General features: G+C 71.6%; 12 protein-coding genes. 10 read left to right on the forward strand and 2 right to left on the reverse strand.

Features of this window, described 5'->3' with window-relative positions; all coding sequences use genetic code 11:
• Positions 1-11 precede the first annotated feature (11 nt).
• Genes LVO85_RS09880 through LVO85_RS09915 form a run of 8 tightly spaced genes read left to right on the forward strand, consistent with a single transcriptional unit; the run spans position 12 to position 9,780 of the window.
• Complete coding sequence (locus tag LVO85_RS09880; protein ID WP_232747308.1) at positions 12-1,523, forward strand: sugar ABC transporter ATP-binding protein; 1,512 nt, start codon at positions 12-14, stop codon at positions 1,521-1,523.
• Positions 1,524-1,579: 56 nt separating this feature from the next.
• Entirely contained in the window at positions 1,580-2,599 is a 1,020-nt protein-coding gene (locus LVO85_RS09885) for an ABC transporter permease (protein WP_232747375.1), read from the forward strand.
• A complete protein-coding gene (locus LVO85_RS09890) occupies positions 2,596-3,651 on the forward strand; it encodes an ABC transporter permease (RefSeq protein WP_232747310.1) in 1,056 nt (351 codons plus the stop codon). Before LVO85_RS09885 ends, LVO85_RS09890 begins: the two co-directional genes overlap by 4 nt.
• Before the next feature lie 3 nt (positions 3,652-3,654).
• Positions 3,655-4,695 (forward strand): rhamnose ABC transporter substrate-binding protein, encoded by a 1,041-nt coding sequence (rhaS, locus tag LVO85_RS09895; protein WP_232747311.1) that lies wholly within the window; start codon positions 3,655-3,657, stop codon positions 4,693-4,695.
• Between the two features lie 3 nt (positions 4,696-4,698).
• Positions 4,699-5,088, forward strand: a complete 390-nt coding sequence (locus LVO85_RS09900; RefSeq protein WP_232747312.1) for an L-rhamnose mutarotase — start codon at positions 4,699-4,701, stop codon at positions 5,086-5,088.
• The gene (gene rhaI, locus LVO85_RS09905) at positions 5,085-6,248 is read left to right on the forward strand and encodes an L-rhamnose isomerase (protein WP_232747313.1); all 1,164 of its coding nucleotides are present in this window, start codon (positions 5,085-5,087) and stop codon (positions 6,246-6,248) included. The genes LVO85_RS09900 and rhaI overlap by 4 nt, the downstream gene beginning before the upstream one ends.
• A gap of 4 nt (positions 6,249-6,252) precedes the next feature.
• Positions 6,253-8,292, forward strand: a complete 2,040-nt coding sequence (locus LVO85_RS09910) for a bifunctional aldolase/short-chain dehydrogenase (RefSeq protein WP_232747314.1) — start codon at positions 6,253-6,255, stop codon at positions 8,290-8,292.
• Between the two features lie 3 nt (positions 8,293-8,295).
• On the forward strand, positions 8,296-9,780 hold the full coding sequence (locus tag LVO85_RS09915) for a rhamnulokinase (protein ID WP_232747315.1): 1,485 nt from the start codon (positions 8,296-8,298) through the stop codon (positions 9,778-9,780).
• Positions 9,781-9,826: 46 nt separating this feature from the next.
• Here the strand turns inward: LVO85_RS09915 and LVO85_RS09920 are convergent, their stop codons facing one another.
• Positions 9,827-11,248: an FGGY family carbohydrate kinase gene (locus LVO85_RS09920; protein ID WP_232747316.1), complete on the reverse strand. Its 1,422-nt coding sequence runs from the start codon at positions 11,246-11,248 to the stop codon at positions 9,827-9,829.
• Positions 11,249-11,351: 103 nt separating this feature from the next.
• Between LVO85_RS09920 and LVO85_RS09925 the strand changes: the two genes are divergently transcribed.
• Positions 11,352-11,927, forward strand: coding sequence for a sugar O-acetyltransferase (locus tag LVO85_RS09925; RefSeq protein ID WP_232747317.1), 576 nt, complete (start codon positions 11,352-11,354; stop codon positions 11,925-11,927).
• Between the two features lie 22 nt (positions 11,928-11,949).
• On the forward strand, positions 11,950-12,810 hold the full coding sequence (locus tag LVO85_RS09930; RefSeq protein ID WP_232747318.1) for a hypothetical protein: 861 nt from the start codon (positions 11,950-11,952) through the stop codon (positions 12,808-12,810).
• Positions 12,811-12,816: 6 nt separating this feature from the next.
• Here the strand turns inward: LVO85_RS09930 and LVO85_RS09935 are convergent, their stop codons facing one another.
• On the reverse strand, positions 12,817-13,407 hold the full coding sequence (locus LVO85_RS09935; RefSeq protein WP_232747319.1) for a CueP family metal-binding protein: 591 nt from the start codon (positions 13,405-13,407) through the stop codon (positions 12,817-12,819).
• Positions 13,408-13,695: the final 288 nt, after the last annotated feature.

Here is a 13,695-nt window from a genome sequence, read left to right on the forward strand (position 1 = left end):
GAGACGGACCCATGGCAGAGCACCCCCCTCCCGCGTTGGAGCTTCGTGACGCGAGCAAGTCGTTCGGGCCGGTGGTGGCGCTGCGTCGGGGGACCCTCGTGGCACGCTCCGGCTCCATCCATGCCCTCGTGGGCGAGAACGGTGCCGGCAAGTCCACCATCGTGAAGATCATCGCCGGGCTCTACCGACGCGACAGCGGCGACTACCTCCTGGACGGGCAGCCGGTGGACTTCTCCTCCACGTCCGAGGCGAAGGCACGGGGTGTCGCGGTGATCTACCAGGAGCCGACGCTGTTCCCGGACCTCTCCGTGACCGAGAACATCTTCATGGGGCGCCACCTGCTCGGCAAGGGCCGGCGCATCGACAGGGCCGCGATGTATGCGGAGGTGGAGCGCCTCTTCTCGGGTCTCGGGGTGCACATCGACCCGCGCCGCCCGGCGCTCGGCCTGTCGATCGCGGACCAGCAGATCGTGGAGATCGCCAAGGCCATCTCGCTGGATGCGCGGGTGCTGATCATGGACGAGCCGACCGCAGCACTGAGCGGCGTCGAGGTCGAGCGGCTCTTCACCGTGGCACGGGCTCTGCGGGACGAGGGTCGTGCGCTGGTGTTCATCTCCCACCGTTTCGACGAGGTGTTCGCCCTGTGCGACACGGTGACGGTGATGAGGGACGGTGACTACGTCGACACCATGGCCATCGACGAGACCGATCCCGGCGAGATCGTGGCCCTCATGGTCGGTCGCGAGGTCGGTGACCTCTTCCCGAAGACACCCGCCGACGTCGGCGACCCGGTGCTGCGGGTCGAAGGCCTCACGTCGGCGGGCACCTTCCACGACATCGACTTCGAGGTCCGCGCGGGGGAGATCGTGGCGCTGGCCGGGCTGGTCGGCGCCGGGCGCAGCGAGATCGCACGTGCCGTCTTCGGCATCGACCGGTACGACGCGGGCACCGTGACCATCGGCGGTGCCCCGGTGACCGCAGGCAGCCCGCGCGCGGCGATCCGAGCCGGCATGGCCCTCGTCCCTGAGGACCGTCGCCAGCAGGGGCTGGTGACCGACTCCTCCATCGCGCGCAACATCGCGTCGGTCATCCGGCGTGGCCTGGCCAGGACCGGGGTCCTCACCAGCGCAGCAGAGGCAGGCGCTGCCGGGCCGTGGGCGTCCCGTCTCGAGGTGAAGACCCACGCGCTCGACATGCCGGCGGCGACCATGAGCGGCGGCAACCAGCAGAAGGTGGTCATCGCGAAATGGCTGGCGACCGAACCGGTCCTGCTGGTCATCGACGAGCCCACCCGGGGCATCGACGTGGGCACGAAGGCAGAGGTGCACCGGCTCCTCTCGGAGCTCGCCGGTCAGGGACTGGCGATCCTCATGATCTCCTCCGAGCTGCCTGAGGTGCTCGGGATGGCCGACCGCGTCCTGGTCGTGAGCGAAGGGCGCATCACGGACGAGATCTCGCGAGCCGACGCCACCGCGGAGCGTGTCATGCGTGCGGCCACACAGAGCACGGGGGCACACGCGTGAGCACACCGACCCACGAGCGCGCCGCGAGCCATCCTCACCATGCGGACCAGGACCGTCTGGTCCAGCCTTCACAGCTGTCACCGGCCCGCCGGGCCCTCGCCACCGTGCTGCACTCCCGGGAGCTCGCCATCCTCCTGGTCCTCGCCCTCGTCATCGCGGTGGCGACGGTGCGCAACCCCACCTTCCTGTTCAGCGGCAACAGCTGGCGGGACCTCCTGCTCACGCCGTCCATGCTCGTGGTGCTCGCCGTGGGCCAGGCGGTGGTGATCATCACGCGCAACGTGGACCTCTCCGTCGGGTCCACGCTCGCCCTGACCGCCTACCTCACCGGGCGGCTGTTCATCGACCTGCCGGGCATCCCGATCGTGGCCGTGGTCGTGGCCGGGCTCCTGGTGGGCGGCCTTCTCGGACTGGTCAACGGCGTCCTGGTCGCGGTGGGCAAGGTGCCCGCACTCGTCATCACGCTCGGCACGCTCTACATCTACCGCGGCATCGTCCTCACCTGGGCAGGCAGCGACCGCATCAACGCCTCAGACCTGCCCCGGTCCTTCCTGTCGCTGGGCACCCGGCAGGTCCTCAGCATCCCGGTCCTCACGCTGGTGGCCCTGGTGGTGCTGCTGAGCGTCGGCTACTACCTGCAGACGGCCCGAGGCGGGCGGGAGATGTACGCGATCGGCTCCGACCCGGATGCTGCGGTGCTGTACGGGCTCGACGTCCGGCGGCGCGTGCTCACCGCGTTCGTGCTGAGTGGTGCCCTGGCCGGTCTGGCGGGTGTGATGTATGCGGCACGCTACGGGACGGTGAGCGCCGGCGCCGGCGTGGGGATGGAGCTGGAAGCGGTCGCCGCGGTGGTGATCGGCGGGGTGGCCATCTTCGGGGGCAGCGGGACCGTGTGGGGAGCGGCGATCGGAGCAGTGCTGCTCGTCACCATCAACCGGGCCCTGCCCATCCTCGGCATCCCGGACTTCTGGCAGCGGGCCGTGGTCGGTGCCCTGATCATCGGTGCGATCGTCCTCGACCGGGTCCTCGCCGACCGGCGACGCCGCACCCTCGCCGAAGCAAGGGACGAGTCATGACCCGCACCTACGTGTCGCACTCCCATCCCTGGTGGCGCCGGGCCCTGGTCACGCGGGAGGTCGGGATCATCGCCCTCCTGGCGGCTGTCTTCGCCTACGCCTCGGTGGCCGTGGCGAACTTCGCCGGGCCGCTCACAGTGACCTTCCTGCTGCTGGACGTGGCACCGATCCTGCTCATCGCCCTGCCCATGGCCCTCATCATCGTGACCGGCGAGATCGACCTCTCGGTCGCCAGCGTCGTCGGGCTGAGCAGCGTCCTGGTCGGGGTGCTCTACCAGGCCGGTCTGCCGATGGCCGTGGCGGCCGTGCTGGCGCTCGCGGCCGGCGGGGCCGCAGGGGCGTTCAACGGCTACCTCGTCGCCTACGTGGGCCTGCCCTCGCTCGCCGTGACGATCGGCTCGTTGGCACTCTTCCGGGGTCTGGCCGTCGGGCTCCTGGGCACCACCGCTGTGACCAGCTTCCCGACCGGATGGACGTCGGTGGCCACAGGCACCATCGGCGACAGCCGGATCCCCCTGGTCGTGCTGCCCTTCCTGGTGCTGCTGGCGGTGTTCACGTACCTGCTGCACTTCTCCGCGTTCGGACGGGGCATCTTCGACATCGGGCTCAACAAGGAGGCCGCACGCTTCAGCGGGGTGGACGTCGCCCGGACGAAGCTCATCCTGTTCGTGCTCTCGGGAGTGGTGTCCGCCTTCGCCGGGATCTACTTCACCCTCAGGTTCGGCAGTGCCCGGGGCGACAACGCGACAGGGCTCGAGCTGCAGGTGGTCGCTGCTGTCCTGCTCGGAGGTGTCTCGATCTTCGGAGGGCGCGGGCGGCTGCACGGGGTGGTGGCCGGGGTGCTGCTGATCGGCGTCATCTCCAGCGCTCTCCGTCTGGAGGGCGTCACCGTCAACATCATCAACATCATCATCGGGCTGCTCCTCGTCGCCTCGGTGGTCTCCCCCAACGTCCTGGCATGGGCCTCGCAGCAGGCATCCAGGCGGCATCGACGGGCCCATGCGGCTCCCACGCACGAGCCGACCGGCGCCGTGCACCCACAAGGAAGGTGAACCATGAACACTCTCTCCCGCGCATCCCGCGCCACCCTGGTGGCCGCCACCGCGGCGCTGGTGCTCAGCGCCTGCGGCGGCAGCGACGACGACACGAGCTCGGAGGGCACCGGCGACGGCGGCTCCTCGGATGACATGACCGTGACGTTCCTGCCCAAGAACCTCGGCAACCCCTACTTCGACACCAGCAGCACCGGTGGAGAGGCCGCGGCGGAGGAGTTCGGCGGCACCTTCGAGGAGGTCGGTCCGCAGGAGGCCACTCCCGACGGCCAGGTGCAGTACATCAACACCGCGGCTCAGCAGGGAGTCTCGGCCCTCGTCGTCTCGGCCAACGACCCCACCGCCATCGGGGCAGCGCTCGACCAGGCTCGTGACGCCGGCACGAAGGTCGTCACCTTCGACTCCGACACCGAGCCGCAGTTCCGTGACGTGTTCGTCAACCAGGCCGACGCCGAGGGCATCGCCCGTGCGCAGGTGGACCTGATCGCAGAGCAGATCGACGGGGACGGCCAGATCGCCATCCTCTCGGCGAGCGCCAACGCCACCAACCAGAACGCCTGGATCGAGCTGATGGAGGAGGAGCTGGCCGCCAACCACCCTGACATCGAGCTCGTCGAGACCGTCTACGGCGACGACGACGACCAGATGTCCTTCGACCGGACGGCTGCCCTCCTGCAGACCTACCCCGACCTCGAGGGCATCGTCTCGCCGACCACCGTCGGCATCGCGGCCGCAGCGCGGTATCTCTCGGACTCCGACTTCCAGGGCGAGGTGGCCCTCACCGGCCTCGGCACCCCCAACCAGATGCGGGAGTACGTGCAGGACGGGACGGTGGAGGCGTTCGCCCTGTGGAACCCCGAGGACCTCGGCTACCTCGCGGCCTTCACCGCGCACGCGCTGGTCAACGGCGACATCACAGGTGAGGAGGGGGACACCTTCGAGGCCGGACGGCTCGGTGAGTACACCGTCGGGGCAGACGGCGTCGTCCTGCTCGGCGACCCGTTCGTCTTCGACGCCGACAACATCGACGACTTCGACTTCTGAGCCATGTCCGATCCGACCGAGGCCCGTCCGATGGAGCGAGTCTGCTTCCAGCTCCAGGTGATCCCGGAGCGGATCGAGGAGTACCGGGAGCGGCACGCAGCAGTCTGGCCCGAGATGCTGCGTGCCCTCCGGGAGACGGGGTGGCACAACTACTCCCTCTTCCTGCGCGACGACGGGCTGCTCATCGGCTACTTCGAGACGCCGTCCCTCGACGAGGCCCTCAGCGGCATGGCGGAGCGGGACGTCAACCGGCGTTGGCAGGCCGAGATGGCCGAGCTCTTCGAGGACCTCGGTGGGGCGCGTCCTGACAGCGGGTTCACCCGTCTGCACGAGGTCTTCCACCTCGGTGACGAGCAGACGTCCGACACATCACGAGGAGCACCGACCACATGAGCACATTCGAGTCCGTCAGCGGACGGCTTGCAGAGCTGGCCATCGAGGTGCCGTCCTGGGCCTACGGCAACTCCGGCACGCGGTTCAAGGTGTTCGGCTCGCCCGGGACACCGCGCACCGTGCAGGAGAAGGTCGACGACGCAGCGGCGGTCCACCGGTTCACGGGCCTGGCGCCGACGGTCGCCCTCCACATCCCGTGGGACATGGTCGACGACTTCAGCGAGCTGCGCGCGTATGCGCAGGCTCGGGGGTTGGCGCTCGGCACGGTCAACAGCAACACCTTCCAGGACGACGACTACCGCCTCGGGAGTCTCACCCATGCCGACCCGGCCATCCGTCGCAAGGCGGTGGAGCACAACCTGCGCTGCGTCGACATCATGGACGAGACCGGGTCACGGGACCTGAAGGTCTGGCTCGCCGACGGCACGAACTACCCGGGCCAAGGCGACATCCGTGCGCGCCAGGACTGGCTCGCCGAAGGGCTGGCGGCGATCTACGAGCGGCTGGGGGACGAACAGCGCCTGGTGCTGGAGTACAAGTTCTTCGAGCCGGCGTTCTACCACACCGACGTGCCGGACTGGGGCACGTCCTACGTCCAGGTCAGTGCCCTGGGTGAGCGGGCGATGGTGTGTCTCGACACAGGTCACCACGCGCCCGGGACCAACATCGAGTTCATCGTGGCTCAGCTGCTGCGGCTGGGCCGCCTCGGGTCGTTCGACTTCAACAGCCGGTTCTACGCCGACGACGACCTCATCGTCGGGGCGGCCGACCCGTTCCAGCTCTTCCGCATCATGGTCGAGGTCATCCGCGGTGGCGGACTCGACCCGGACAGCGGGGTCGCGTTCATGCTCGACCAGTGCCACAACATCGAGGACAAGGTCCCCGGGCAGATCCGCTCCGTGCTCAACGTCCAGGAGATGACCGCCCGGGCGCTCCTGCTGGACACCGAGGCCCTGGAGACCGCCCGCCGCGAAGGTGACGTGCTGGCCGCCAACGCGGTCTACATGGACGCCTTCTACACCGACGTGCGCGGCCGCCTGGCCCGGTGGCGCGAGGAGCGCGGCCTGCCGGCCGACCCGATGAAGGCCTACCGGGACAGCGGATACCAACAACAGATCGAGGCGGACCGCGTCGGCGGTGCGCAGGCAGGATGGAGCTGACCCCATGACCGAGCAGACCCTTCCCCAGCAGCTCATCGCGCGGTCCAACCGCCTGGGCGCAGACCCACGGAACACCAACTACGCCGGCGGCAACACCTCGGCCAAGGGCGCGGTCGTCGACCCCGTCACAGCGACCAGCACCGAGGTGCTCTGGGTCAAGGGCTCCGGTGGCGACCTCGGGACCCTGACCGAGAGCGGGCTGGCGGTGCTGCGGGTCGACCGGCTCCGCGCGCTCGTCGACACCTACCCCGGCGTGGACCGCGAGGACGAGATGGTGGCGGCGTTCGACTACTGCCTGCACGGCAAGGGCGGAGCCGCCCCCTCCATCGACACGGCGATGCACGGGCTCGTGAGCTCCGCGCACGTGGACCACCTGCACCCCGACTCCGGCATCGCCCTGGCGACCGCCGCCGACGGGGAGGCGCTCACCCGCGAGTGCTTCGGCGACCGGGTCCTGTGGGTGCCATGGCGTCGTCCCGGCTTCCAGCTGGGCCTCGACATCGCCGCCGTCAAGGACGCCCACCCGGAGGCGATCGGGGTCATCCTCGGTGGCCACGGTGTGACGGCCTGGGGTCACACCTCCGAGGAGTGCGAGGCGAGCTCCCTGGAGATCATCCGCACCGCCGAGGCCTTCCTCGCCGAGCGTGGCTCGGACCAGCCCTTCGGCCCGGTCGTGCCCGGCTTCGAGCCCCTGCCGGAGCCTGAACGGCACGCTCGTGCCGCCGCGCTCGCACCCGTCATCCGCGGGCTGGCCTCCACCGACGCACCGCAGCTGGGGCACTACGACGACAGCGAGCCGGTCCTGCAGTTCTGTGCCCGGGAGAGGCTGCAGCCGCTGGCCGCGCTCGGCACCTCCTGCCCCGACCACTTCCTGCGCACCAAGGTCAGACCACTGGTGCTCGACCTGCCCGCCGACGCGCCCCTCGAGCAGGTCGTGGAGCGCCTCCGCGAGCTGCACGCGACATACCGGGAGGACTATGCCGCCTACTACCACCGCCACGCGACAGCGGACAGTCCCCCCATGAGAGGCGCGGACCCCGCCGTCGTGCTGGTGCCGGGGGTCGGCATGTTCTCCTACGGCAGGGACAAGCAGACCGCACGAGTGGCCGGCGAGTTCTACGTCAACGCCATCAACGTCATGCACGGTGCCGAGGCCGTGTCCTCCTACGCGCCGATCGACGAGAGCGAGAAGTTCCGCATCGAGTACTGGGCGCTCGAGGAGGCGAAGCTGCAGCGCATGCCGAAGCCGAAGCCGCTGCAGGGGCGGGTCGCGCTGGTCACCGGGGCAGCCTCCGGCATCGGGCGGGCCACGGCCGAGCGTCTGGCCGCCGAGGGCGCCTGTGTCGTCATCGCTGACCTCGACGAGACTGCGGCGCAGGAGGTGGCGGCCTCCATCGGCAGCACCGACCGTGCTGTCGGCGTCGCCGTAGACGTCACCGACGCCGCGGCGGTCCAGGCCGCGGTCGACGCAGCGGCTCTCGCCTTCGGCGGAGTCGACCTCGTGGTCAACAACGCGGGGCTGTCCATCTCCAAGCCGCTGCTGGAGACCACCGAGCACGACTGGGACCTCCAGCACGACGTCATGGCCAAAGGCTCGTTCCTGGTGGCCCGGGCTGCGACGAAGGTCATGGTGGACCAGGGGATGGGCGGTGACATCGTCTACATCTCCTCCAAGAACGGCGTCTTCGCAGGCCCCAACAACGTGGCCTACGGCGCCACGAAGGCTGACCAGGCGCACCAGGTGCGGCTGCTCGCGGCCGAGCTCGGAGGCCACGGCATCCGGGTCAACGGCGTGAACCCGGACGGGGTCGTCCGCGGCTCCGGCATCTTCGCCGGTGGCTGGGGTGCCCAGCGAGCGGCGGTCTACGGGGTCGACGAGGAGAACCTCGGCGAGTTCTACGCGCAGCGGACCCTGCTCAAGCGCGAGGTGCTGCCCGAGCATGTCGCCGCCGCGGTCTTCGCCCTGACCAGCGGTGACCTCAGCCAGACGACGGGCCTGCACATCCCCGTGGACGCGGGCGTCGCAGCAGCCTTCCTGCGCTGAGAGATGACGCGTCACGTGCGGGTGGCGGCGGTGGACCTGGGTGCCACGAGCGGCCGTGTGATGGTCGGGACGGTCGGCTCCTCCGTGGGCCGCCCCGACGCGCTCCGGTTGGAGGAGGTCCACCGCTTCCCGACCGGGCCACGCCCGCAGGGGGGGCTGCTGACCTGGGACATCGAGGACATCTACCGGCAGGTGCTCACCGGTCTGAGACACGCCGGCGCCGGGGGCCCGGTGGACTCCGTCGCCATCGACTCCTGGGCCGTCGACTACGGGCTGCTCGACCAGCACGGGCACCTTCTCGGGCCTCCGGTGAGCCACCGCGACCCGCGCACCGAGGGCGTCATGCAGGAGGTCCTGGGGCAGGTGCCGGCTCAGGACCTGTATGCGGTCACCGGTCTGCAGTTCCTGCCGTTCAACACGGTCTACCAGCTCGTGGTCGACCGGCGTGAAGGCAGGCTCGACAGGGCGGCCACGGTCCTGCTGGTGCCGGACCTGCTCACCTACCGGCTCACCGGCGCGATAGGGGCGGAGGAGACCAACGCCTCCACCACCCAGCTGTACGACGTACGGGCCCGGGACTGGTCCGACGAGATCCTCCGCCGTGTAGGCCTGCCCCGAGAGGTGCTGCCCCCCATCCACCGGCCCGGAGCACGTGTCGGGACGTTGCGCCCGGACGTGGCGGACGCCGTCGGTCAGCCCGAGAGCACTCCGGTGCTGGCCGTCGGCTCCCATGACACGGCCTCTGCGGTCGTCGGGGTCCCGATGCGCAGCCCCGGTCATGCGGCATACATCTCCTCCGGGACGTGGTCGCTGGTGGGCGTGGAGCTGGCGGAGCCGGTGCTCACGGAGGAGGCGCGGCACGCCAACTTCACCAACGAGCGCGGGGTCGACGGCACCATCCGGTTCCTGCGCAACGTCTCCGGCCTGTGGGTGCTCAACGAGCTCCTGCGAGCCCATGGACGCCAGGACGACCTCGCGATCCTCCTGGCGGAGGCCGCGCGGGCACCGGCGCTCAGAGCCGTCGCCGACATCGAGGCACCGGAGTTCCTCGCGCCGGGCGACATGGGCCCGCGCATCGCCGAGCAGTGCCGACGCACCGGCCAGGACCCGCCCTCACACCTGCCGGAGCTGGTCCGGACAGTCCTGGAGAGCCTTGCCGTCGCCTACCGGCGCGCGGTGCGGGAGTGCGCCGAGGTCAGTGGGCGGCAGGTCGAGGTGGTGCACGTCGTCGGGGGAGGGGCGCGCAACGCGCTCCTGTGTCAGCTCACTGCGGACGCGTGCGGCCTGCCGGTCCTGGCCGGACCGGCGGAGGCGGCGGCGCTCGGCAACGTCCTCGTCCAGGCCCGGTCTCTGGGCGCGGACCTGCCTGACCTGGCCGCGATGCGCGACCTGGTGGGCCGGACACACCGGCTGCGACGTTTCGACCCTTCCGGGGACAGCGGGGACTGGGACCGGGCGGAGGCACTCCTCGGGTCGTCCTCCGGCTGACCCGCACGGCTCTGGGCCTGTCCGGCCCATCCCTCTGCCGGGCGGGTCAGGCGCCCACCGTCTCCCGCCAGTGCTCGAAGGCAGTGCGGGCCCGGGTCTGTCCCGCCCCGGGCTCGACCTCGTCGACGGGCGGGGTCTGCGGGGCCAGGGCGTGACCGACACCCCGCGCGGCGAGCACGGCTGCCCCCAGGGCCGAGGCGGAGCGCACCCGGTGGGCGTGCACGGGTCGCCCCAGCAGGTCCGCGAGCCGGCGGCGCACCACGGCCGGGCGACCACCACCGCCGGTGAGCAGGACGGGCCCGCTCCCGTCCGCCGGTCCGACAGGGGACAGGCGGTGGGCCGCCTGCGCCACCGTGAAGAGCACCCCGTCGACGGCGGCGACGGCGAGGTCCTGCCGGGTGGTGTCGGCGTCCGCGCCGACCCATCCGGCGCCCAGGTGCGGTCGCGGCACCTCGCCGCGCTCCGGGGTGAGGTAGGGCCGGAAGGCGACGCCGCCCACCGCCGGTGGTGCCTGCGCCGCCGCGGCGAAGAGGTCATCCCAGGACAGGTCCAGCACGCCGGCGGCCCATGCGAGGGCGAGTCCCGCGTTCTGCAGGGCAACCATCGCGTACCACCCCGTGCCGGTGTCGGCGTAGACGTGCGAGCCGCTCACCCCGGTGGGGCGGGGACGGTCCAGAGGGCGGATCACCTGAGCCCCGGTGCCCAGGTTGACCTGCAGCGGCGTCGTCCCCGCCAGAGGGAGCCGTGCTGTCGGCGTGTCGGCGCCCCCGGCCACGACGGCGACGTCGCGGGGCCCGCCACCAGGGCGGTCGGCGAGCCACCGGGTGTGCCCGACGACCCGGTCGGAGGGCACCACCTCGGGCAGGAGGCGCTCGGGCACGCCCACGTGGTCGAGCACCGCACGCGACCAGTCGTCGCCGGCGACGTCCCACAGCAGGGTCGCCGAGGCGTCGCTGCGTTCGGTCACCAGCCCCGGCACGAGCGCCGCCCGCACGGCGTCCTTGGGCAGCAGGGCCACCCGCGCAGCCGAGACCGCACCGGGGTCGTGCTCGACCAACCAGGCCAGCATCGGTCCCGTCATCCCCGGCACCGGGGGGTTGGCCAGCCGCTCCTGCTCGGCCGGGGGCAGCGAGCGCCAGCGCCCCACCTGCGCCGAGGCGCGGCCGTCCGGCCACAGCAGACCGGGGGTCAGCGCGGTCCCCGACTCGTCGGCCAGGACCAGGCCGTGCATCTGGCCGGCCAGACCCAGCGCCGCCACTGTGTGCTGGGCCGTCACCGTAGCCATCCGCTCCATGCAGGCCGCCACGGCGTCCAGCCACACAGGCACCGGGGTCTGCGCCCACCCCGGAGCCGGACGCTCCACCGCATACCCCTGCTCGGCCTCGGCGAGCACCGTGCCGTCGTCGGCGCACAGCGCCGCCTTGAGCCCACTGGTGCCCAGGTCGAGGCCGAGGTATGCCGTCGCCATGCTCAGCCGCCGGTCAGGGCGCTGCCCGCCTGCCCACGGAGGTCGTCGTGCTGCATACGGCCATTGTCCAGGTGCCGGTGTGCAGACGGCATACGGTGGCGGCATGGACGACACCCGCTCGATGCGCGACCGCATGCTGGCCGGCGAGCTGTACATCGCCGACGACCCCGACCTGGCCGTGGAGTCGGCCCGGGCACAGTCGCTGTGCCATCGGCTCAACGTCCTCACCGACCCCAGCGACGGGGCAGCGGTGCGTGCGGTGCTGGACGAGCTGCTCGCCGAGCTCGGCGAGGACAGCGAGATCCGGCCGCCCTTCCACTGCGACTACGGCTACCAGACGCGCGTCGGCGCCCGGACGTTCGCCAACTGGGGTCTGGTCTCGCTCGACGTCGCCACGGTGACCATCGGGGACGACGTGCAGATCGGGCCCGGCGTGCAGCTGCTCACCGCCACCCACCCCGTCGAGCCCGGCCCCCGGCGCGACAAGTGGGAGGCCGCCGAACCCATCGTCATCGAGGACAACGTCTGGCTCGGAGGTGGCGTCGTCGTCTGCCCGGGCGTCACGGTCGGCGGTGACACGGTGGTCGGTGCAGGCGCGGTCGTCACCAGGGACCTCCCTGCCGGGGTGGTCGCGGTGGGCAGCCCCGCGCGCGTCGTCCGCGAGGTCTCCCAGGGCTGACCGACTGGCTAGGCTCGACCGGGTGACCCACCACCTCACAGCCCTTCCGGACGCGATCCCGCTGGGCCGCGTGCCCCGGCCCACCACGGGTCCCGACCTGGCCGACCGGCTGCGCGCCGGCCTGCAGCAGGTCACGGCAGGAGCGGTCGAGGGTCTCGACCGCGCCCGCCTGGAGGCCACGGTCGACGGGCCGGACGTGCCCGTCCTGCTGGTCGACCTGACCGGCGTGACCGTGCGGACACGCGCACCAGCGAGCCGCACCCCCGGCGTCGGCCAGGTTGCGCACCGGGAGCAGGGTGCCCTGCGGACGGCCAGCGTGACCGCGCACCCTGTGACGGTCGCCGGTGTGCCTGCGCACCTCGACGCTGTGCTGGACGGCCTGACCTTCACCTGGCTGGAGGGGACCGACGGCGCCCTCGCGGTCGCGCTGGTGGAGCCCGGTGAGGAGACGCCCGTGAGCGGTCAGGCCCGGCTGGCGGTGGACCGTGACCGCCTGGTCGAGGCCACCCGCGAGAGGCTGGCCGAGACCCTGGCGGCCCAGGGCTTCGCGCTCTCCTCCCTCGAGGTGGACCTGACCTCGCACGGCCCGACCTCCGTCGGGGTGCGGGCCGACGCCAAGGTGCGCAAGGGCATGCTCACGGCGGTGGCCCGGGTGGCCGCGACGGTGGAGGTGAGCGACGACCTGGTGCTCACCGTGCGGGACGTCGAGGCGACCAGCCGCAACCCTCTGGTCGCCGCCCTGCTCGTGGCCTTCCGCAGCCGGCTGGAGGCGGTGGAGGGGCGGCGGGTCGACCTCGGCGCAGCCCTGCCTCCCGGCGTCCGGGTGCAGGAGCTGCGGCTCGACGTGGGCGACGAGCTGGTGCTGACCGTGCGTCTGGCCTGACCGGACCTAGGCGGACAGCTGCAGGGTGGTCATGCAGGTCGGGTCGCCCACGTCGGTCGAGAAGCCGGCGGTGCCGGACCGTCCCTCGTGGTCCACCTCGACCGTCCCCGAGGTCCCCCGGGGCAGCCAGAACCCGGCGAAGCCGTTGGTGTAGGTGGTGACCTCCTCGTCGACCAGCACCTCACCCGAGTCGTCGGTGATGGTGACCTGGATCTGCTCCTCGGCCAGCTCGCCCTGGCAGGTGGCGAGGCTGTGGTTGTAGCAGTCGTGCGTCGAGGAGACGTAGGGCGCGACGGACAGGTAGAAGACGTCGTCCGGTAGGGCCAGCGTCATCTCGGTGTCCTCGTCCATCAGCAGCAGCTGGTCGGCCTGCACAGAGGCACCCAGGGACAGCGGCCGGGGCTGCGGGGAGCGGTCGAGCTCCTCGACGATCTCCTGTGCGCTCAGCCCCTCCAGCCCGTGCTCGGCGAGCAGCTGCTCCTCCGCCGAGGACGAGACCTCGACCGAGGCCGTCGGGTCCTCCTGCGTGCTGCAGGCCCCGGTGGCGAGGGCCAGCCCCAGGGCGGCGGTGAGGACGAGCAGGCGTGGACGAGGCATGAGATCAGCTCCAGCAGGCGCGAGGGTGTGCAGGTGCGGCCGCGGGGCCGCCGTCCCATCCTGCGTGCTGCGCGCCGATCCTGCACGGGACCAAGGTCCCGACACCTTCCCGGCACGCTGTGGCGTGGGTCACCCCCCGGGTGGCTGCTGCTCGGCCTGCGGACGACCTCGACGCCGTCGAGGCCTGCAGGTGTATGCCGACCCCGCCGGCCACCCGTTCTGCCTCTGCTGGGGCCGGCCTTCAGCGCCCCTCCTCGTCGCGCCGGATGCCCAGCGTGGCGAGGAGGT

The sequence above is a fragment of the Ornithinimicrobium sediminis genome (genome assembly GCF_021272345.1).
GTDB lineage: Bacteria > Actinomycetota > Actinomycetes > Actinomycetales > Dermatophilaceae > Ornithinicoccus > Ornithinicoccus sediminis_B.